Here is a 20921-nt window from a genome sequence, read left to right as displayed (position 1 = left end):
CTTCGCCATCCGGGAGGGTGGCCGCACCGTCGGTGCGGGGGTCGTCACCAAGATCGCAGGTTGATCGGGGGCGGGCGCCGCCCTGCCAGGCAGAGGCCGTCCGGTTGACACTGACGGGGCGCTGTGCTACAGTCAAAAGGTGCCTGCGCGGCCAGGCGGGGAGGTGGCATGGGTGAGGGTTGGTATCACTTTGGAGTGCACCGAGTGCGGTGGCCGGAACTACCGTACCAGCAAGAACAAGACCAACGACCCCGATCGCCTGGAGCTCAGCAAGTATTGCCCCGTCTGCCGGCGACATACTGCGCACCGCGAGACTCGCTGATGCTTTCGGCCGGGCGCGAGCAACGGATGGGATGTGAGCACCGTGGCGGCGACAGACAGGGCCGGGAAGGTGGCGGCTCGGCAGGGATGGGTCCGGCGATTGGGCCAGTACCTGCGGGAGGTGCGCGCTGAGGCGCGCAAGATCGCCTGGCCGAACCGGCGGGAGTTGACGGCGTACACAGCGGTCGTCCTGGTGGTGGTCGTTTCCGCGGCCCTTTTCATCATGCTGGCGGACCTTGTGATCTCGCAGCTGATCCGTGTGACGGGCATTCTCTGAGAAAGGGGTGGGTCTGATGCCGGAGCCTGAGATGGATTTGCCGGAGGCTGACGAAACCGGCGGTGAGACCCAGCCCGAACGCCCGGATGATGGCCGGGCCTGGTACGTCGTCCACACCTATTCCGGCTACGAGAACAAGGTCAAGACCAATCTCGAGCGCCGGGTGGAGTCGATGGGGATGCAGGACAAGATCTTCCGGGTCCTCATCCCCACCGAGGAAGAGATCGACTTCCGGGACGGCAAGAAGCGGATCGTGACCCGCAAGATCTTCCCCGGCTACGTGCTGGTGGAGATGATCATGCAGGACGACTCCTGGTATGTGGTCCGGAACACGCCGGGGGTCACGGGCTTTGTGGGCAGCGGCAACCGGCCCATCCCGTTGGATGAGGCTGAGGTGCGGGCCATCCTCCACGGCATGGAGGAGGAGGAGGCCCGGCCCAAGGTGGCCTTCGATGTGGGTGATCCCGTGCGGGTGGTTTCGGGTCCGTTCGTCAACTTCACCGGCGTGATCGACGAGGTCAACCTGGAGCGGGGCAAGCTGCGGGTGATCGTCTCCATGTTCGGCCGGGAGACCCCCGTCGAGCTGGAGTTCCACCAGGTCGAGAAGACTCTGTGATGCAAGGGTGAGCGTTGGGTGGCCAAGAAAGTCATCGCGATGGTAAAGATTCAGATCCCGGCTGGCAAAGCGACCCCGGCGCCGCCCGTGGGCACTGCCTTGGGCCCTCACGGGATCAACATTATGGACTTTTGCAAGGCGTTCAATGCCCGGACGGCGGCCCAGGCAGGGATGATCATCCCGGTCGAGATCACCATTTACGCCGATCGGTCCTTCAGCTTCATCACCAAGACCCCGCCGGCGGCCGTCCTCCTCAAGCAGGCCGCGGGCTTGGAGAAGGGGTCCGGGGTGCCCAACCGGGAGAAGGTCGGCACGGTCACCAGGGCGCAGATCCGGGAGATCGCGGAGACCAAGATGCCCGACCTGAACGCCAACGACATCGAGGCGGCCATGCGCATCATCGAAGGGACGGCCCGGAGCATGGGCCTGGTGGTGGAGGGGTAGGTTTATGGCACGGCGGGGCAAGCGGTACCTAAAGCTGCTGGAGTTGTACGACCCTCAGAAGGCTTACAGCGCTGACGAGGCCATTAGCCTCGTGAAGCGTATGGCCTCCGCGCGCTTCGAGGAGACGGTGGAGCTCGCGCTGAAGCTGGGGGTCGATCCCCGGCACGCGGACCAGCAGGTGCGGGGCACCGTGGTCCTTCCCCACGGCACCGGGCGGGAGGTTCGGGTGGCCGTCTTTGCCAAGGGCGAGAAGGCCCAGGAAGCCCGGGAGGCTGGCGCCGATCTGGTGGGTCTGGAAGACCTGGCTGAGCAGGTGCAGGCGGGCCAGCTGGACTTCGATGTGGCCGTGGCGACGCCGGACGTCATGGGTGTGGTAGGTCGGCTTGGGCGGATCCTGGGGCCCCGGGGCCTGATGCCCAACCCCAAGTCGGGCACGGTCACCATGGATGTGGGCCGGGCGGTGCGGGAGATCAAGGCGGGGAAGGTGGAGTTCCGGGTCAACAAGGAGGGAGGCATCCACGTCCCCATCGGGAAGGTCTCCTTCACCGAGGAGCAGCTCCGGGAGAACCTGCGGGCCGTCCTGGATGCCATTATCCGGGCGAGGCCGGCCGCGGCCAAGGGGCAGTACCTCCGGAAGGTGGCCCTCTCCACCACCATGAGCCCCGGGATCAAGCTTTCGCCCGCGGAAGTGATGAACTTCGTCCAGTCCCGGGCCTCTTAGGCCCGGTGCGGCTGGGTTCCACCCACAAGAGAAGAGACTGCCGTAGACAGCCGGTGCCCGGCAGGGCTTAATGGATCGGCCGATCCGCCGACCGAGGCAGGGGATCGAGGTTTGGTCTGTTGACGCGTCCCGGGAGGGCGCGTCCCCCGCGCCGCCGGCTGTTCCAGCCGGCGGTTGTCGCGTGAAAGGGGGGAGGAGTGTGCCAAGACCGGAGAAGGTGGCCCAAGTGGAGGCGCTGGCCGAGCGCTTCCAGCGGGCGCAGGCGGTCCTGGCCGCCGATTACCGGGGCCTGACCGTCAAGGAGATGACCGACCTGCGCAAGCGGATGCGGGAGGCGGGGGCGGAGCTCAAGGTGGTCAAGAACACCCTGGCCCGCCTGGCGGCCGATCAGGCCCAGGTGGAGGCGCTGAAGGCCTACCTGGAAGGGCCGACGGTCCTCGCCTTCGGGTACGACGATCCTGTGGCGCCCGCCAAGATCCTGGACCAGTTCAGCCGCCAGCAGAAGCAACTGGAGATCAAGGGCGGGGTGCTGAACGGGGCCCCCTTGACCGCCGCGGGCGTTCAGCAGCTGGCCCAGCTGCCGAGCCGGGAGGAGCTCCTGGCCCAGGTGCTGCGGGGCCTCCAGGGGCCGCTGTACGGGCTGGTCGGGGTGCTCAGCGGGGTCCCGCGGGCGCTGGTGTACGCGCTGGACGCGCTCCGGCGGCAGCGGGAGGCGGCGTAAGGTGGCGGTCCGCCCAACCGCGGGCGGTCTGAGCCTTTGGGATGGAGTCTTGAATGAGGTTGAGAGGAGGCCAGGGTGATGGCTCTGAGCAAGGACGAAATCCTTGAAGCGATTGGCAACATGACCGTGCTGGAACTGGCCGAGCTGGTCAAGGCCTTGGAGGAGAAGTTCGGCGTCAGCGCGGCGGCTCCCGTGGCGGTCGCGGCCGGCCCGGCGGTGGCGGCCGGTGGCGCTGAGGCGGCCGAGGAGGAGAAGACCGAGTTCGACGTGATCCTGGAGGCGGCCGGGGACAAGAAGATCCAGGTGATCAAGGTGGTCCGGGAGATCACCGGCCTGGGCCTCAAGGAGGCCAAGGACCTGGTCGATTCGGCGCCCAAGCCGGTCAAGGAGGGCGTCACCAAGGAGCAGGCCGAGGAGATCAAGAGCAAGCTGGAAGAGGTCGGCGCGACGGTCCAGATCAAGTAAGGAAGTCGCCCCAGCGAGCGGGTGCCAGGCGCGCTCTGACGGGCCTGGCGCCCGCTTGCCGCGTCAGGAAAGCCTTGACAAGCTGCGTATCGGCATGCTAGAGTACCAAGGTGTCGGTACGTGCGGACGCGGGCGAGGCGATCTCAGTTCTTTCGAGGCGTGCATATTCTCACCGATCAGGTTGGACCCTACTGGCTGGCCCAGTCCCTAGCCTCTCGTCTCCGGTGAGGGGGGAGGGGTTCCTTGTCTCGTACGGTCACCTTCTTCCCTTGCCGCTGTTATCCTTCTCGAACTGCTTGGTCCTTCCTTCCTTGCTGCGCGCAGATTTCAAAACGAGGTGAGCGCGATTGGCGGTGGAAATCAAGGCGGCGGCGCCTAGGCGGCAGCGAGTCAGCTTCGGCAAGATCCGGGAAGTCCTGGAGATGCCCAACCTCATTGAAATCCAGCGGAAGTCCTTCGAGTGGTTCCTCCGGGAGGGCCTGCTGGAGACCTTCCGGGACATCTCGCCGATCCAGGACTTCACCGGCAACCTGGTCCTGGAGTTTGTGGACTACAACCTGGGCGAGCCCAAGTACACCGTCGAGGAGTGCAAGCACCGGGACGCCACCTACAATGTGCCTCTGAAGGTGAAGGTGCGGCTCATCAACAAGGAGACGGGCGAGGTCAAGGAGCAGGAGGTCTTCATGGGCGACTTCCCGCTCATGACCGAGAACGGCACCTTCATCATCAACGGGGCCGAACGGGTGATCGTCAGCCAGCTGGTCCGGTCGCCCGGCGTCTACTTCGGCAAGGAGGTGGACAACAACGGGCGGCCCATCTACACCGCCAGCATCATCCCCAACCGGGGGGCCTGGCTCGAGTTTGAGACCGACGCGTCCCATACCATCTATGTGAAGGTGGACCGGACGCGGAAGCTCCCCGCCACCGTCCTTTTGCGGGCCATGGGCCTGGAGACCGACGGGCAGATCCTGGAGACGTACCGGGATGCCGAGCCCATTCGGGCCACCCTGGAGCGGGACAACACCAGCTCCCAGATGGACGCCCTGGTGGAGGTCTACAAGCGCCTCCGGCCCGGCGAGCCGCCCACCGAGGAGAACGCCCGCACCCTCTTCCACACCCTCTTCAGCGACCCCAAGCGGTACGACCTGGCGGGGGTCGGGCGGTACAAGGTGAACAAGAAGCTGCGGCTCCTGCCCCGGATCCTCAACCGACCCCTGGCCAGCGCCGTCATCGACCCCGAGACGGGCGAGCTTCTGGCCGAGGCGGGCACGGTGGTGACCCGGAAGCTGGCCGAGCAGATCGAGCAGCGGAACCTGCCTTACGTGGAGATCGAGAACGAGGAGGGCCACGTGGTCCGGGTTCTGGGCAACGGCCAGCCCGGGCCCGATGAGAAGGTGCTCACCCAGGGGGACCTGGTGGCCACCGTGGGGTACATCGTCAACCTGATGCAGGGCGTGGGCACCATCGACGACATCGACCACCTGGGGAACCGGCGCCTCAAGTCGGTGGGCGAGCTCCTGCAGAACCAGTTCCGCATCGGCCTGTCCAGGATGGAGCGGGTGGTGCGGGAGCGGATGACCATCCAGGACGTGGACATCATCACGCCCCAGGCCCTCATCAACATCCGGCCGGTGGTGGCGGCCATCAAGGAGTTCTTCGGCTCGTCCCAGCTCTCCCAGTTCATGGACCAGACCAATCCCCTGGCGGAGCTGACCCACAAGCGGCGCCTGTCGGCCCTGGGCCCCGGCGGGCTCTCCCGGGAACGGGCGGGGTACGAGGTGCGGGACGTCCACCACTCCCACTACGGCCGGATGTGCCCCATCGAGACGCCCGAAGGGCCCAACATCGGCCTCATCGGCTCCCTCGCCACCTACGCGCGCATCAACGAGTACGGCTTCATTGAGACGCCGTACCGGAAGGTGGAGGACGGCCGGGTCACCGACGAGATCGTCTACCTCACCGCGGACGAGGAGGACAACTACGTCATCGCGCAGGCCAACGAGCCTGTGGCTGAGGACGGAACCCTGGTCAACGAGCGGGTCTCCGCCCGCTGGAAGGACCAGATCCGCATCGTGCCGCGGGAGAAGGTGGACTTCATGGACGTCTCGCCCAAGCAGATGGTGAGCGTGGCCGCGGCGCTCATCCCCTTCCTGGAGAACGACGATGCCTCCCGGGCCCTGATGGGCGCCAACATGCAGCGGCAGGCGGTACCCCTGCTACGGACAGAGGCGCCCCTGGTGGGGACGGGGATGGAGTACAAGGCGGCCGTCGACTCGGGTGTGGTGGTCTTGGCCGAGCGGCCGGGCGTGGTCACCCGGGTGAGTTCCACGGAGATCGTGGTCCGGACCGATGACGGCCAGGAGGACCACTACCGGCTCCGGAAGTTCGAGCGGTCCAACCAGGGGACCTGCTTCAACCAAAAGCCTTTGGTCCGCCGGGGCGACCGGGTGGAGGCGGGCCAGGTGATCGCCGACGGGCCCTCCACCGATCAGGGCGAGCTGGCCCTGGGGAAGAACGTCCTGGTGGCGTACATGCCCTGGGAGGGCTACAACTTTGAGGACGCCATCCTCATCAGCGAGAAGCTGGTGAAGGAAGACGTCTTCACCTCCATCCACATCGAGGAGTACGAGTGCCAGGCCCGGGATACCAAGCTGGGGCCCGAGGAGATCACCCGGGACATCCCCAACGTGGGGGACGACGCCCTGAAGAACCTGGACGAGCGGGGCATCATCCGCATCGGGGCCGAGGTCCGGCCGGGCGACATCCTGGTGGGGAAGGTGACGCCCAAGGGCGAGACGGAGCTGACGGCGGAAGAGCGCCTCCTCCGGGCCATCTTCGGGGAGAAGGCCCGGGAGGTCCGGGACACCTCCCTGCGGGTGCCCCACGGTGAGGGCGGCGTCGTCGTCGACGTGAAGGTCTTCGACCGGGAGGCGAACGACGAGCTGGCCCCGGGCGTCAACAAGATGGTCCGGGTCTACGTGGCTCGCAAGCGGAAGATCTCCGAGGGCGACAAGATGGCCGGGCGGCACGGCAACAAGGGCGTGGTGGCCCGCATCCTGCCCGAGGAGGATATGCCCTTCCTGCCCGACGGGACCCCCATCGAGCTGGTCCTCAACCCCTTGGGTGTCCCCTCCCGGATGAACATCGGGCAGGTGCTGGAGACCAGCCTGGGCCTCGCGGCCAAAGCCATGGGGATTTACGTGGCCACCCCCGTCTTCGACGGCGCGACGGAGCATGAGGTGCTGGAGCAGCTCGAGAAGGCGGGCGTCAGCCCCGACGGGAAGGCGTGGCTCCGGGACGGGCGGACGGGCGAGCTCTTCGACCGGCCGGTGACGGTGGGCTACACCTACATGCTGAAGCTGGCCCACCTGGTCGACGACAAGATCCACGCCCGGTCGACGGGCCCCTACTCCTTGGTCACCCAGCAGCCTCTGGGCGGCAAGGCCCAGTTCGGCGGCCAGCGTTTCGGCGAGATGGAGGTTTGGGCCCTGGAGGCGTACGGGGCCGCGTACACCCTCCAGGAGCTGCTGACCGTCAAGTCCGACGACGTGGTCGGCCGGGTGAAGACCTACGAAGCCATCGTCAAGGGCGAGAACATCCCCGAACCGGGGGCGCCCGAGGCCTTCAAGGTGCTCATCAAGGAGCTCCAGAGCCTCTGTCTGGATGTGCGGGTCCTGACCGAGGATTCCCAGGTCATCGAGATCCGCGAGGAAGAGGAGGACATCTCCGAGATGGCCCGGGAGCTGGGGATCGACATCCAGGGCCGGGAGGACGACCGGGAGGAGGGCGGCAAGACGGCGGCCCAGGCTGGCTCCGAGGGCGAGGCCGACGGCGAGCCGGCGGACGAGGAGGAGCCCGAGGAGGCCGACGAGGCCGAGGAGGAACCCGATGCCCTCTTCCTGGCCGAGGACGACGAGCTGGATGACACCCAGCCTCTGGTCACGCCCGAAGAGCTGGCGGAGCTCTACGGCCAGGCGGACGGCCTGGAGGATGAGGAGGATGATGCCGAGAGCCGGCGACGGGCGTAAGCTCGGGGCCGGGCGTGCGCCCCGAGGGCAGCGGTTGGTGGTAGGGGACCTTCGGAGGGGGAATCCGCGTGCTTGATGTGAACAACTTCGACCGGATCCAGATCGGGTTGGCCTCTCCCGAGCAGATTCGGGCCTGGTCGTCGGGCGAGGTGAAGAAGCCCGAGACCATCAACTACCGGACCCTGAAGCCCGAGCGGGAAGGGCTCTTCTGCGAGAAGATCTTCGGCCCGACCAAGGACTGGGAGTGCCACTGCGGCAAGTACAAGAAGGTCCGGTACCGGGGGATCGTCTGCGACCGGTGCGGCGTGGAGGTCACCCGGGCCAAGGTCCGCCGGGAGCGGATGGGGCACATCGAGCTGGCCGCGCCCGTCTCCCACATCTGGTTCTTCAAGGGGATCCCGTCCCGGATGGGGTTGATCCTCGACCTCTCGCCCCGGACCCTCGAAAAGGTGCTCTACTTTGCCGCCTACATCGTCATCCACCCGGGCGACACGCCCCTGACCAAGAAGCAACTCTTGTCCGAGGCTGAGTACCGGGAGTACCGGGAGAAGTACGGGAACGCCTTCGAGGCGGGGATGGGTGCGGAGGCGATCAAGAAGCTCCTGGAGGAGATCGACCTGGACCAGCTCTGCGAGGAGCTGCGGAAGGAGATCGCCTCCACCAGTGGCCAGCGCCGGCTGCGGGCGATCCGCCGCCTGGAGGTGGCCGAGGCCTTCCGCAAGTCGGGGAACCGGCCCGAGTGGATGATCCTGGAGGTGATTCCGGTCATCCCGCCGGAGCTGCGGCCCATGGTCCAGCTGGACGGCGGGCGGTTCGCCACCTCCGACCTGAACGACCTCTACCGCCGGGTGATCAACCGGAACAACCGCTTGAAGCGGCTCCTGGAGCTGGGCGCGCCGGACATCATCGTGCGGAACGAGAAGCGGATGCTCCAGGAGGCGGTCGACGCGCTCATCGACAACGGCCGCCGCGGGCGGCCCGTCACGGGGCCGGGGAACCGCCCCCTCAAGTCCCTGTCGGACATGCTCAAGGGGAAGCAGGGCCGGTTCCGCCAGAACCTCCTGGGCAAGCGGGTGGACTACTCGGGCCGGTCGGTCATCGTGGTGGGGCCCGAGCTGAAGCTCCACCAGTGCGGCCTGCCCAAGGAGATGGCCCTGGAGCTCTTCAAGCCCTTTGTCATGAAGCGGCTGGTGGACCTGGGCTACGCGCACAACATCAAGAGCGCCAAGCGGGCGGTGGAGCGGCAGCGGCCTGAGGTCTGGGACGTCCTCGAAGAGGTGATCAAGGAGCATCCGGTCCTCCTCAACCGGGCGCCCACCCTCCACCGGCTGGGGATCCAGGCCTTCGAGCCCGTCCTGGTCGAGGGCCGGGCCATCAAGATCCACCCCCTGGTCTGCGCGGCCTACAACGCCGACTTCGACGGGGACCAGATGGCGGTCCACGTCCCCCTGTCGGCGGAGGCCCAGGCCGAGGCCCGGCTGTTGATGCTTTCGGTCCACAACATGCTCCTGCCGGCCAGCGGCCGCCCGGTGACCACGCCCACCCAGGACATGGTCATCGGCTGCTACTACCTCACCCTGGACCCCTCGGCCCGGAAGGATCAGCCGCTGAAGGGCGCAGGGCGGGCCTTCGCCAGCCCCGAGGAGGTCCGGCTGGCCTACGACGCGGGCGATCTGGACCTGCACGCGCCCATCACCGTCCGGATGCAGGAGCCCGACGGCACCTGGGTGCGGCGGGAGACGACCGCGGGCCGGATCTTCTTCAACGAGGTGCTGCCGCCGGAGATGGGCTTCTTCAACGGCACCGTGGACCGGAAGGAGCTTGGCCGGCTGGTGGACCGGCTCTACCGGCGGTTCGGCAACACCAAGACCGCGGAGGTCCTGGACCGCATCAAGGCCCTGGGCTTCCACTACGCCACCGTCTCGGGGACCACGGTGGGGATCAACGACATCTCCGTGCCGCCTGAGAAGGATGAGCTGATCCGCCAGGCCGAGGAGCAGGTGGAGAAGATCGAGCTCCAGCACCGCCGGGGGCTGCTCACCGCGGAGGAGCGGTACCAGCAGGTGGTGCGGATCTGGACGGAGACCAAGGAGAAGGTCACCCAGGCCATGCTGAAGCACATGGACCCCCTCAACCCGGTGTACATGATGGCCATCTCCGGGGCCCGGGGGAACGAGTCCCAGCTGTCGCAGCTGGCGGGCATGCGGGGCCTGGTGGCCGACCCGCGGGGCCGGACCATTGAGATCCCCATCAAGGCCAACTTCCGCGAGGGGCTCACGGTGCTGGAGTACTTCATCTCGACCCACGGTACCCGCAAGGGCCTGGCCGACACCGCGCTCCGGACGGCCGACTCGGGGTACCTCACCCGGCGCCTGGTGGACGTGGCCCAGGACGTGATCGTCCGGGAGGAGGACTGCGGGACCACCCAGGGCATCGAGATCCGCCGGCCCAGCGAGGACGACGACGACCTGCCCTTGCGGGAGCGGATTACGGGCCGGGTGCTGGCCGAGCCCGTCTTCCACCCGGAGACGGGCGAGCGGATCGCCGACGAGAACCAGCTCATCGACGAGGAGCTGGCCACCTACATCGAAGAGGTGGGCGTGGAGTCGGTGGTCATCCGCTCGGTCCTCACCTGCCAGACCCGCCAGGGGGTCTGTGTCCGCTGCTACGGGCGGAACCTGGCGACGGGCGAGCTGGTGGAGGTGGGCGAGGCGGTGGGCGTCATCGCCGCCCAGTCCATCGGTGAGCCGGGGACCCAGCTGACCATGCGGACCTTCCACACTGGCGGCATCGCCGGCGAGGACATCACCTCCGGCCTGCCCCGGGTGGAGGAGCTCTTCGAGGCCCGCAAGCCCAAGGGCGAGGCCAAGATCAGCGAGATCGCCGGGACGGTCCACATCGACGAGTCCCGGGGCGTGCGGAAGGTGATCATCACCTCCGACGACGGCCACCAGAAGAGCTACACCGTGCCCTTCGGCTCCCGGCTGAAGGTCCGGGAGGGCCAGCGGGTGGAGGCGGGGACGCCGCTCACCGAGGGCTCCATCAACCCCCACGACATCCTGGCCATCCAGGGGGTGCGGGCGGTCCAGCAGTACCTGGTGCGGGAGGTCCAGAACGTCTACCGTTCCCAGGGTGTGGACATCAACGACAAGCACATCGAGATCATCGTCCGCCAGATGATGCGGAAGGTGAAGGTGGAGGATCCCGGCGACACGGAGCTGCTCCCCGGCGGGCTCTACGACAAGCACGAGTTTGAGGAGGAAAACCGCCGGGTGGAGGCCGCGGGCCTGCGGCCGGCGGTGGCCAAACCCACCCTGCTGGGGATCACCAAGGCCTCTTTGGCCACCGAGAGCTTCCTCTCGGCCGCCTCCTTCCAGGAGACCACCCGGGTCCTGACCGACGCCGCCATCAAGGGGAAGGTGGACCCGCTGGTGGGCCTGAAGGAGAACGTGCTCATCGGCAAGCTCATCCCTGCCGGAACGGGCCTGCCCCGGTACCGGAAGCTGAAGGTGACCCCGCGGGAGGATGCGGAGCCTGTGGCGGAAAGCCTGCGGGATCCCAAGGAGTCCAAGGAGGCCGTTCCCAGTGCCATGGGGCCCCTGCTGGGGGTCACCACGGGGGTCACCACCTCCCGGGACGGCGCGGCGGACGCCCCGGTGCAGGAGCGGGCTTAACGGGGAGCGGCGGGAGGTCTTGGGGAACGACCTGGGCCCAGGGGCACCACCGCTGGGCCCAGGTCCATCCCACCGAGGAAGACGGTGACAGGCAAGGAGGAGCTCCAGTTGACAGCCGGTAGTGAGGGTGCTACAATACCCGAGTGCGTGCAAAGCCCGGATCCACCGGACCTTGCGGCGATTGAACGGTGTTTTCGCGCTGCTCGTCGCCGGACGGTCGGGACCAAGCAGACGCTGAAGGCGATCAAGCAGGAGAACCCCAAGCTGGTCCTGATCGCTGACGATGCGGACCCCCAGGTGATCCGGCCCATCCTGGAGTTGTGCCGGGAGCGGAACCTGAAGGTGATCCGGGTCCCATCGATGGCCGATCTGGGGCGCTGCTGCGGGATCGATGTGGGCGCCGCGACCGCTTCGGTGATCGGGTGAGTTGTGCGCGTCAGACCGGCGTGAGGAGGTGTCTAGCGGATGCCGACCATCAACCAGCTGATTCGCAAGCCACGCCGGAGCGCGCGCGGCCGGGTGTCGGCTCCTGCGCTCCGCTACGTGTACAACAGCCGCACCGGGGCCACGGTGGCGACCAAGGGATCGCCCCAAAAGCGCGGCGTTTGCACGCGTGTCTTCACGGTAACCCCGAAGAAGCCCAACTCCGCGCTGCGCAAGGTGGCCCGGGTTCGCCTCAGCAATCAGATTGAGGTGACCGCGTACATCCCGGGTGAGGGCCACAACCTGCAGGAGCACTCGGTGGTTCTGGTCCGCGGGGGCCGGGTCAAGGACCTGCCGGGGGTGCGGTACCACATCATCCGGGGAGCCCTGGACGCGGCGGGGGTGGCCGATCGGCGCCAGGGGCGTTCCAAGTACGGGGCCAAGCGGCCCAAGTGAGGGCCACGGAAGGAGCTTGGGGTAAGGAGGGAAGGCCATGCCGCGGCGCGGTCCGGTGCCACCGCGAGAGATTCAGCCCGACCTGGTCTACAACAGTGAGCTGGTGGCGCGCCTGATCAACAAGGTGATGATCTCGGGCAAGAAGGCGTTGGCCGAGCGGATTGTCTACAGCGCGCTGGAGATCGTCCGGGAGAAGTCGGGCCGGGATCCCCTGGAAGTGCTGGAAGAGGCTTTGAAGAATGTCCAGCCCCTCCTGGAGGTGCGGCCCCGCCGGGTGGGCGGCGCCACCTACCAGGTTCCGCTGGAGGTCCGGCCCAGCCGCCGTCTGAGCCTGGGGCTCCGCTGGCTGGTCCAATACGCCCGGCTGCGTGGGGACGCCCGGACGATGGATCAGAAGCTGGCGCGGGAGATTCTGGACGCGGCCAACGGCCAGGGCGGTGCGGTCCGCAAGCGGGAGGAGACCCACCGCATGGCAGAAGCCAACCGGGCCTTTGCCCATTATCGTTGGTAGGTTTTGCAGGACGAGGAGGAGCATCCTTTGGGACGACCAGCTCCCATTGAGCAGATCCGAAATATAGGGATCATGGCCCACATCGACGCGGGCAAGACGACCACCACCGAGCGGATCCTTTTCTACGCGGGCCGGATCCACAAGATGGGCGAGACCCACGAGGGCGCCGCCACCATGGACTGGATGGTCCAGGAGCGGGAGCGGGGGATCACCATCACCGCGGCCGCCACGACGTGCCAGTGGCGGGATTGCACCATCAACATCATTGATACGCCCGGCCACGTGGACTTCACGGTGGAGGTTGAGCGCTCGTTGCGGGTGCTCGATGGGGCTGTGGCCGTCTTTGACGCCGTGGCGGGCGTGGAGCCCCAGTCGGAGACCGTCTGGCGCCAGGCGGACAAGTACCAGGTGCCCCGCATCGCCTACGTCAACAAGATGGACCGGGTCGGCGCCGACTTCCGGGCGGCCGTCGCCTCCATGCGGGAGCGCCTGGGGGCCAATGTAGTGCCCATCCAGCTTCCCATTGGGGCGGAGGATCAGTTTAGCGGGATTGTCGACCTGATCGAGAACCGGGCCATCCACTACCTGGACGACCTGGGGACCCGGGCGGAGTCCACAGAGATCCCCGAGGCCATGCGCGAGGAGGTGGAGTTGGCCCGGCAGGAGATGATCGAGGCCATCGTCGAGTTCGACGATGAGCTGATGGCCAAGTACCTGGAGGGCGAGGAGATCAGTCCGGACGAGCTGCGGCGGGCCCTGCGGGCGGCCTGCCTGGCCAACCAGCTGGTGCCGGTGCTCTGCGGCTCCTCCTTCAAGAACAAGGGCGTCCAGCTCCTCCTGGATGCCATCACCTACTACCTCCCCTCGCCCGTGGATCTGCCGCCGGTGACGGGGCAGAACCCCCGGACCGAGGAGGAGGAGAGCCGGCGCCCCGCCGACGATGAGCCGCTGACCGCGCTGGCGTTCAAGATCGCGGCGGATCCCTACGTGGGGAAGCTGGCGTACGTGCGGGTGTACAGCGGCGTCCTCCAGGCCGGCAGCTACGTCTACAACAGCAGCAAGGGCCGCAAGGAGCGGATCGGGCGGGTCCTGCGGATGCACGCCAACCACCGGGAGGAGCTGGAGGCGGCGTACGCAGGGGATATTGTCGCCTGTGTGGGCCTCAAGGACGTTTCCACCGGCGACAGCCTGTGCGATCCCGATCACCCCATCGTGCTGGAGCAGCTCACCTTCCCTGAGCCGGTTATCGCTCAGGCCATCGAGCCCAAGACCCGGGCCGATCAGGACAAGCTCGGGTTGGCCCTCCAGCGCCTGGCCGAGGAAGACCCGACTTTCCATGTCTCCTACGACGAGGAGACGGGCCAGACCATCATCCGGGGCATGGGCGAGCTCCACCTGGAGGTTCTGGTCGACCGGCTGTTGCGGGAGTTCCACGTCAACGCCAACGTGGGCCGGCCCCAGGTGGCGTACCGGGAGACCATCCGCAAGGCGGTCCGCCAGGAGGGCAAGTTCATCCGGCAGACCGGCGGTCACGGCCAGTACGGCCACGTGGTCTTGGAGGTGGAGCCGGCGGAGCCTGGCGAAGGGTTCGTCTTCGAGAACAAGATCGTCGGCGGTGTGGTCCCCAAGGAGTACATCCCGGCCGTCGAAGCCGGGGTGAAGGAAGCTATGTCCTCCGGCGTGCTGGCCGGCTATCCGGTCGTCGATGTGCGGGTGCGGCTGGTGGACGGGTCCTACCACGAGGTTGACTCCTCGGAGCAGGCCTTCCGCATCGCCGCCTCCATCGGCTTCCGGGAGGCGGCCAAGAAGGCGTCGCCCATCCTGTTGGAGCCGCTGATGAGGGTGGAAGTGGTGACGCCGGAGGAGTTCTTGGGCGACGTCATGGGCGACCTGAACGCTCGGCGGGGTCGTATTGAGGGGATGGCCCCCCGGGGGAATGCGCAGGTGGTCCGGGCCATCGTGCCCCTGGCCGAGATGTTCGGCTACGCGACGGACCTGCGCTCCATGACCCAGGGGCGGGCCACCTACACCATGCAGTTCGAGCGGTACGCTCCGGTGCCTGAGCATCTGGAGCAGGCCATCGTCGAGCAAAAGGCCTAACAGGCAAGGAACCAAAGAGGTGAGTCTGCCGGCCGGTAGGCCGGGATGCAAGGAGGTCGCAGGGGATGGCGAAGCAGAAGTTCGAGCGGACCAAGCCGCACGTGAACGTGGGGACCATCGGGCACGTGGACCACGGGAAGACGACGCTGACGGCAGCGATCACGGCGTATCTGGCGCATCAGGGGAAGGCGGAGCGGCGGAAGTTCGAGGAGATCGACAACGCTCCTGAGGAGCGGGAGCGCGGGATCACCATCAACACGTCGCACGTGGAGTACGAGACGGATGCGCGGCACTATGCGCACGTGGACTGCCCTGGGCACGCGGACTACGTGAAGAACATGATCACGGGAGCGGCCCAGATGGACGGGGCGATTCTGGTGGTGAGCGCTGCGGACGGACCGATGCCGCAGACCCGGGAGCACATTCTCCTGGCGCGTCAGGTGGGTGTTCCTGCGATCGTGGTCTTCCTGAACAAGGCGGACATGGTGGACGATCCCGAGCTGATGGAGCTGGTGGAGGTTGAGGTTCGGGATCTGTTGAACGAGTACGAGTTCCCCGGGGACGAGATTCCGGTGATTTCGGGTTCGGCGCTGAAGGCATTGGAGGAGCTGGAGGCGGGGTCTCCGGGGCCGTGGTGCGAGAAGCTGGGCGAGTTGATGAAGGCGGTGGACGAGTACATTCCGACGCCGCAGCGTGACAACGAGAAGCCGTTCCTGATGCCCGTGGAGGACGTGTTCAGCATCACGGGTCGTGGGACGGTGGCGACGGGTCGGGTGGAGCGCGGGACGATCAAGGTGGGCGACGAGGTGGAGATCGTCGGCCTGACGGATCAGACGCGCAAGACGGTGGCGACGGGCGTGGAGATGTTCCGGAAGCTGCTGGACCAGGCCGAGGCCGGGGACAACATTGGTGTGCTGCTGCGCGGCGTGGACCGGGATGAGATCGAGCGGGGCCAGGTTTTGGCCAAGCCCGGGTCGATCACGCCGCACACCAAGTTCGAGGCCGAGGTGTACGTGCTGTCCAAGGAGGAGGGCGGTCGTCACACGCCGTTCTTCAAGGGGTACCGTCCTCAGTTCTACCTTCGGACGACGGACGTGACGGGCGTGGTGGATCTTCCGGAGGGCGTTGAGATGGTGATGCCTGGCGACAACGTGCGGTTGACGTGCGAGCTGATCACGCCCGTCGCCATGGAGGAAGGCATGCGCTTCGCCATCCGGGAGGGTGGCCGCACCGTCGGTGCGGGGGTCGTCACCAAGATCCTGGGGTGAGGCTCCGGCCCCGCCGCCTCGGCGGGGCCGGGCATGCCGGGAGCTAGCTCCCGGGGAGGTGGAAAGATGGCCAAGCAACGGATCCGGATCCGGCTGAAGGCCTTCGACCACAGGCTGCTTGACGGCTCGGCCGAGCAGATTGTGGAGACGGCTCGACGGACCGGGGCCCTGGTGTCTGGGCCGGTGCCCTTGCCGACCGAGCGGACGGTCTTCACCGTGCTGCGCTCGCCGCACGTTCACAAGGATTCGCGCGAGCAGTTCGAGATGCGGACCCATAAGCGGCTGATCGACATTTTGGAGCCAACCTCCAAGACCGTCGACGCGCTCATGCGGCTCGACCTGCCGGCGGGGGTCGACATCGAGATCAAGGTCTGACCGGCAGGGCGTTGAGCTGGAAAGGAAGGAGGGCGCGAGATGTCTCGGGGCATTCTGGGGCGGAAACTGGGCATGACCCAGATGTTCGACGAAGCAGGCAGGGCGGTGGCCGTCACCGTCATCGAGGCCGGCCCCTGCTGGGTTGTGGCCAAGCGGACCCCAGAGAAGCACCAGTACCGCGCCGTGCAGTTGGGCTTTGAGGAGGCCCGGCCCAACCGGGTGACCAAGGCCGAGGCGGGGCATGCCCAGAAGGCCGGCGTCCCCGTGCCGAGGGTGCTGCGGGAGTTCCGGACGGAGGAAGGGAAGGGTCTGGACACCCTGGAGGTCGGCGCGGAGGTTCGGGCGGACATTTTCCAGGTGGGTGACCGGGTGGATGTCACCGGGATCACCAAGGGGAAGGGGTTTGCCGGCGTTATCAAGCGCTGGAACTTCGCCAGGGGTCCCATGAGCCATGGCTCCATGTACCACCGGCGGGTCGGGGCGCTGAACGCGACGGGGCCGGCCCGGGTCTTCAAGGGCCGGAAGATGCCCGGGCGCATGGGGGGCAAGCGGCGGACCGTCCAGTCGCTCCAGGTCATGCAGGTGGACCCCGAGCGCAACCTGCTGGTGGTCAAGGGCGCGGTGCCTGGGCCGCGTCGGGGCCTCTTGCTCATCAGGGAGTCGGTGCGGGCTCGCTGAGGCGCGCGGGTCCCAGCACTGAGGAGGATGGACGATGCCGAAGGTCGACGTATACGACGTGAACGGCCAGGTGGTGGGCGAGGCAGACCTGTTGGACGACGTCTTCGGCGCGCCCGTCAACCACGCCCTTATGCACCAGGCGGTGCGGGTCTACCTGGCCAACCGCCGGGCAGGGACCGCGTCCACCAAGACCCGTGGCGAGGTTCGGGGCGGGGGCCGGAAGCCCTGGCGGCAGAAGGGTTTGGGGCGGGCCAGGCACGGGAGTATCCGGTCGCCCCTCTGGCGGGGCGGTGGCGTGGTCTTCGGGCCCAAGCCCCGGGACTGGCGGCTGCGGATGCCCAAGAAGGCCAGAAGGCAGGCGCTCCGGAGTGCTCTTTCGGCCAAGCTGCGGGACGGCGAGCTGCTGGTGGTGGACCGGCTGGAGCTGCCTGAGTACAAGACGAAGGTGGTCGCCCAGGTGCTGGAGCGGCTCCAGGCAGGGCGGAAGCCCCTGCTGGTCACCGCCGAGCCCGATCCAGAGTTGCGGCGGGCGGCCCGGAACCTGCCGGGTGTGCGCACCGTGGTCGCGTCCTGCTTGAACACCTACGAGGTGTTGGACTGCACCCGCATCGTCATCACCCAGGATGCGGTGAAGAAGGTGGAGGAGGTGTTCGGGCCCGATGGATCCGCACGACGTCATCAAACGGCCAGTGGTGACTGAGAAGACCACCGGCGCCATGGAAGCCAACCAATACACCTTCGAGGTCGACCTCCGGGCCACCAAGACGCAGATCAAGCAGGCCATTGAGCAGATCTTCAACGTCAAAGTGGTGAAGGTGAACACCAGCAGGGTCCCGGGGAAGGTCCGCCGGCGGGGCCGGACCGAAGGCCGCACGCCCGAGTGGAAGAAGGCGGTTGTCACCCTACGGGAGGGCGACCGGATCCCCATCATCGAGGGTCTGTAAGGTTCCAAGGCGCGTGAGGCCTGAGGAGGAGGAGGGGGCGCTGCCATGCCGGTCAAGAAGTACAAGCCGATCACACCCGGGCGGCGGCAGATGATCGGGCAAAACTTCGACGAGATTACCAAGAGCCGCCCCGAGCGCTCTTTGGTCCGGGGGAAGTCGTCCTCCGGCGGCCGGAACGCGACAGGCCGGATCACCCTGCGCTTCCGGGGGGGCGGCCACAAGCGGCGGTACCGCTTTATTGACTTCCGCCGGGATAAGGACGGCGTGCCCGCCAAGGTGGTCGCCATCGAGTACGATCCCAACCGGTCCGCCCGGATCGCGCTGCTCCACTACGCGGATGGGGAGAAGCGGTACATCCTCGCGCCCCTGGGCCTGGAGGTGGGCCAGACGGTCATGTCGGGCCCCAACGCGGACATCCGCGTGGGGAACGCGCTGCCCCTCCGGTACATTCCCGTGGGGGCCGTGGTCCACAATGTGGAGCTCCACATCGGCAAGGGCGGCCAGCTGGCCCGGGCGGCCGGGACCAGCGCGCAGCTGGTGGCCAAGGAGGAGCCCTACGCGACCCTCCGTCTCCCCTCGGGCGAGATGCGGATGGTCCACTGGGAGTGCCGGGCCACCATCGGTCAGGTCGGCAATGTGGAGCATGAGAACGAGGTCATTGGGAAGGCCGGTCGGAAGCGGTGGCTGGGCCGGCGGCCACGCCAGCGCGGCCTCTCCATGAACCCCGTCGATCACCCGCACGGCGGTGGCGAGGGCAAGGCGCCCATCGGGATGCCGACGCCCAGGACGCCCTGGGGCAAGCCCGCCCTCGGGGTGAAGACGCGGAAGCGCAACAAGCCGTCGGATCGCCTGATCATCCGCCGGCGGAAGCGCTGAGAGCATGAGAGGAGGGGAGCCTGAATGGGCCGGTCGCTGAAGAAGGGGCCATACGCTCACCCGAGCCTCCTGAAGAAGATTCAGCAGATGAACGAGACGGGCAAGAAGCAGGTCATCAAGACCTGGTCCCGGGATTCCACCATCTTCCCGGAGATGGTCGGCCACACCATCGCCGTCCACGACGGGCGGCGGCACGTGCCGGTTTACATCACCGAGGACATGGTGGGCCACAAGTTGGGCGAGTTCGCGCCGACCCGGACCTTCCGGGGGCACGCTGGGTCTGAGCGCTCGGCGAGGATGCGGTAGGCTCCCCGCGTCGAGGAGGGGATGAGGGTGGAAGCACGGGCAACGGCACGGTATCAGCGGATTTCGCCCTATAAGGCGCGCTTGGCCGCGAACCTGATCCGGGGCCGTTCGGTTCAGGAGGCGGAGGCCATCTTGCGCTTCACGCCCAAGAAGGCGGCTGCCCTCTTCGCAAAGGTCTTGCGTTCGGCCGTGGCCAACGCCGAGAACAACCTGAACTTGGACCGCCGCCGCCTCGTGGTCAGCCAGGCCTATGTCGATGAGGGTCCAACCCTCAAGCGGATCCGGCCGCGGGCCCGGGGGATGGCGCACCGGATTCGGAAGCGGACCAGCCACATCACGGTGGTGGTCTCGGAGAAGCGGTGAGGGGGTTTTGCCGTGGGTCAGAAGGTGCACCCGTACGGCCTTCGCCTGGGCATCATCAAGGATTGGCAGAGCAACTGGTACGCCGATAAGCGCTCCTTTGCGGACACGCTCCACGAGGATCTCTTCATCCGGAAGCTGATCAAGGAGCGGTTCTATCGGGCGGGTGTGTCCCGGATCGACATCGAGCGCGCGGCCAACCGGGTGAAGGTCACCATCCGCACGGCCCGGCCTGGCATGGTCATCGGCAAGGGCGGCGCGGAGGTCGAAAGGCTTCGCACCATGCTGGAAGCCCAGACGGGCAAGCAGATGCAGATCAACATTGTGGAGATCAAGATCCCTGAGCTGGACGCCCAGCTCGTCGCCGAGAACGTGGCCTTCCAGCTGGAGCGCCGGGTGGCGTTCCGGCGGGCGATCCGTCAGGCCCAGCAGCGCACCATGCGCATGGGGGCCCTGGGGATCCGGGTGATGGTCGCGGGCCGCTTGGGCGGCGCGGAGATCGCCCGGACCGAGTGGAGCGCCGAGGGGTCCATCCCCCTGCACACGCTCCGGGCCGACGTGGACTACGGGTTCGCCGAGGCTCAGACCACCTACGGGCGGATCGGCGTGAAGGTCTGGATCTACAAGGGCGAGGTTCTTCCTGAACGGCCGGCCCGCCAGGAGGCGCACGCGGCCGAAGGGGGCGAGTAACGGTGTTGATGCCCAAGCGGGTGAAGTACCGGAAGGTGCAGCGTGGCCGCATGAGGGGCATGGCGCGGCGGGGCAACACGGTGACCATGGGCGATTACGGCCTGCAGGCCCTGGAGCCCGCCTGGATCACCAACACCCAGATTGAGGCGGCCCGTGTCGCCATGACCCGGCACATGCGGCGGGGCGGGAAGGTCTGGATCAAGATCTTCCCCGACAAGCCAGTGACCAAGAAGCCCGCCGAGGTCCGCATGGGCAGCGGGAAGGGCAATCCCGAGTACTGGGTGGCCGTGGTTCGCCCGGGCCGGGTGCTCTTTGAGGTGGCCGGGGTGTCGGAGGACGTGGCCCGGGAGGCCCTGCGCCTGGCGGCCCACAAGCTCCCCATCAAGACCCAGGTGGTCGCCCGGCCGGGACTGGGTGGTGAGGCGCGGTGAAGGCTGAGGAGCTGCGGGATCTGACGTCGGAGGAGCTGGCTCAGAAGGTGGCCGACCTGAAGGAGGAGCTTTTCAACCTCCGGTTCCAGATGGCCACCGGGCAGCTCGACAACCCCATGCGCCTGCGGGCCGTCCGGCGGGATATCGCCCGGGTGCGGACGGTCATGCGGGAGCGGGAGCTGGCGGAGCAGCCGACAAGCCGGACGAAGCGGGCGTCCCGGCGGAGGAGGGGGTGA

The 20921-nt window shown here is 67.4% G+C and carries 24 protein-coding genes; all 24 read left to right on the top strand.

Translation table 11 applies throughout. The annotated features are described in order from the left end of the window. The first annotated feature begins 172 nt into the window (after positions 1-172). The 24 genes from rpmG (at position 173) to rpmC (ending at position 20921) form a co-directional block, all read left to right on the top strand. On the top strand, positions 173-322 hold the full coding sequence (gene rpmG / locus FWJ67_RS05010) for a 50S ribosomal protein L33 (protein WP_304171503.1): 150 nt from the start codon (positions 173-175) through the stop codon (positions 320-322). Positions 323-364: 42 nt separating this feature from the next. Continuing rightward, positions 365-598: a preprotein translocase subunit SecE gene (gene secE / locus FWJ67_RS05005; protein WP_304171505.1), complete on the top strand. Its 234-nt coding sequence runs from the start codon at positions 365-367 to the stop codon at positions 596-598. 16 nt (positions 599-614) lie between these two features. After that, positions 615-1214 (top strand): transcription termination/antitermination protein NusG, encoded by a 600-nt coding sequence (gene nusG, locus FWJ67_RS05000; protein ID WP_304171507.1) that lies wholly within the window; start codon positions 615-617, stop codon positions 1212-1214. Positions 1215-1232: 18 nt separating this feature from the next. Continuing rightward, a complete protein-coding gene (gene rplK / locus FWJ67_RS04995; RefSeq protein WP_414482346.1) occupies positions 1233-1658 on the top strand; it encodes a 50S ribosomal protein L11 in 426 nt (141 codons plus the stop codon). 4 nt (positions 1659-1662) lie between these two features. After that, entirely contained in the window at positions 1663-2379 is a 717-nt protein-coding gene (gene rplA / locus FWJ67_RS04990) for a 50S ribosomal protein L1 (RefSeq protein WP_304171511.1), read from the top strand. Positions 2380-2578: 199 nt separating this feature from the next. Then, the gene (rplJ, locus tag FWJ67_RS04985; protein WP_304171513.1) at positions 2579-3100 is read left to right on the top strand and encodes a 50S ribosomal protein L10; all 522 of its coding nucleotides are present in this window, start codon (positions 2579-2581) and stop codon (positions 3098-3100) included. A gap of 84 nt (positions 3101-3184) precedes the next feature. Then, the gene (rplL, locus tag FWJ67_RS04980; RefSeq protein ID WP_369686534.1) at positions 3185-3565 is read left to right on the top strand and encodes a 50S ribosomal protein L7/L12; all 381 of its coding nucleotides are present in this window, start codon (positions 3185-3187) and stop codon (positions 3563-3565) included. A 347-nt stretch (positions 3566-3912) separates the two neighbouring features. Beyond that, entirely contained in the window at positions 3913-7593 is a 3681-nt protein-coding gene (gene rpoB / locus FWJ67_RS04975) for a DNA-directed RNA polymerase subunit beta (RefSeq protein ID WP_414482607.1), read from the top strand. Positions 7594-7661: 68 nt separating this feature from the next. Next, entirely contained in the window at positions 7662-11267 is a 3606-nt protein-coding gene (gene rpoC, locus FWJ67_RS04970; RefSeq protein WP_369686533.1) for a DNA-directed RNA polymerase subunit beta', read from the top strand. Between the two features lie 108 nt (positions 11268-11375). Then, complete coding sequence (locus tag FWJ67_RS04965) at positions 11376-11693, top strand: ribosomal L7Ae/L30e/S12e/Gadd45 family protein (protein ID WP_304171517.1); 318 nt, start codon at positions 11376-11378, stop codon at positions 11691-11693. A 39-nt stretch (positions 11694-11732) separates the two neighbouring features. Continuing rightward, positions 11733-12146: a 30S ribosomal protein S12 gene (gene rpsL, locus FWJ67_RS04960; protein ID WP_304171519.1), complete on the top strand. Its 414-nt coding sequence runs from the start codon at positions 11733-11735 to the stop codon at positions 12144-12146. Positions 12147-12183: 37 nt separating this feature from the next. Next, positions 12184-12657 (top strand): 30S ribosomal protein S7, encoded by a 474-nt coding sequence (gene rpsG, locus FWJ67_RS04955; protein ID WP_304171521.1) that lies wholly within the window; start codon positions 12184-12186, stop codon positions 12655-12657. A 27-nt stretch (positions 12658-12684) separates the two neighbouring features. Beyond that, entirely contained in the window at positions 12685-14757 is a 2073-nt protein-coding gene (fusA, locus tag FWJ67_RS04950; RefSeq protein WP_414482606.1) for an elongation factor G, read from the top strand. A gap of 65 nt (positions 14758-14822) precedes the next feature. Next, a complete protein-coding gene (gene tuf, locus FWJ67_RS04945; RefSeq protein WP_414482605.1) occupies positions 14823-16025 on the top strand; it encodes an elongation factor Tu in 1203 nt (400 codons plus the stop codon). Between the two features lie 66 nt (positions 16026-16091). After that, positions 16092-16400 carry a 30S ribosomal protein S10 gene (gene rpsJ, locus FWJ67_RS04940; protein ID WP_304171194.1) on the top strand — a complete coding sequence of 103 codons (309 nt, stop codon included), beginning with the start codon at positions 16092-16094 and terminating at the stop codon, positions 16398-16400. A 39-nt stretch (positions 16401-16439) separates the two neighbouring features. After that, on the top strand, positions 16440-17078 hold the full coding sequence (gene rplC, locus FWJ67_RS04935) for a 50S ribosomal protein L3 (protein ID WP_304171192.1): 639 nt from the start codon (positions 16440-16442) through the stop codon (positions 17076-17078). A 34-nt stretch (positions 17079-17112) separates the two neighbouring features. Beyond that, complete coding sequence (gene rplD, locus FWJ67_RS04930) at positions 17113-17778, top strand: 50S ribosomal protein L4 (RefSeq protein ID WP_304171190.1); 666 nt, start codon at positions 17113-17115, stop codon at positions 17776-17778. Continuing rightward, positions 17738-18022, top strand: coding sequence for a 50S ribosomal protein L23 (rplW, locus tag FWJ67_RS04925; RefSeq protein ID WP_414482028.1), 285 nt, complete (start codon positions 17738-17740; stop codon positions 18020-18022). The genes rplD and rplW overlap by 41 nt, the downstream gene beginning before the upstream one ends. A 45-nt stretch (positions 18023-18067) precedes the next feature. Continuing rightward, positions 18068-18898, top strand: a complete 831-nt coding sequence (gene rplB, locus FWJ67_RS04920) for a 50S ribosomal protein L2 (RefSeq protein WP_414482604.1) — start codon at positions 18068-18070, stop codon at positions 18896-18898. A 24-nt stretch (positions 18899-18922) separates the two neighbouring features. Continuing rightward, on the top strand, positions 18923-19204 hold the full coding sequence (gene rpsS, locus FWJ67_RS04915; RefSeq protein WP_304171184.1) for a 30S ribosomal protein S19: 282 nt from the start codon (positions 18923-18925) through the stop codon (positions 19202-19204). 27 nt (positions 19205-19231) lie between these two features. Continuing rightward, positions 19232-19567 (top strand): 50S ribosomal protein L22, encoded by a 336-nt coding sequence (gene rplV, locus FWJ67_RS04910; RefSeq protein ID WP_304171182.1) that lies wholly within the window; start codon positions 19232-19234, stop codon positions 19565-19567. 12 nt (positions 19568-19579) lie between these two features. After that, positions 19580-20254, top strand: coding sequence for a 30S ribosomal protein S3 (gene rpsC / locus FWJ67_RS04905; RefSeq protein WP_304171181.1), 675 nt, complete (start codon positions 19580-19582; stop codon positions 20252-20254). Positions 20255-20256: 2 nt separating this feature from the next. Next, positions 20257-20685, top strand: coding sequence for a 50S ribosomal protein L16 (rplP, locus tag FWJ67_RS04900; RefSeq protein WP_414482029.1), 429 nt, complete (start codon positions 20257-20259; stop codon positions 20683-20685). Next, the gene (rpmC, locus tag FWJ67_RS04895) at positions 20682-20921 is read left to right on the top strand and encodes a 50S ribosomal protein L29 (protein ID WP_304171177.1); all 240 of its coding nucleotides are present in this window, start codon (positions 20682-20684) and stop codon (positions 20919-20921) included. The genes rplP and rpmC overlap by 4 nt, the downstream gene beginning before the upstream one ends.

Source organism: Limnochorda sp., assembly GCF_047459355.1.
GTDB lineage: Bacteria > Bacillota > Limnochordia > Limnochordales > Limnochordaceae > Limnochorda.
The sequence above is the reverse complement of the archived record's forward strand: the minus strand, read 5'-3'. Positions and strand labels throughout refer to the sequence as shown.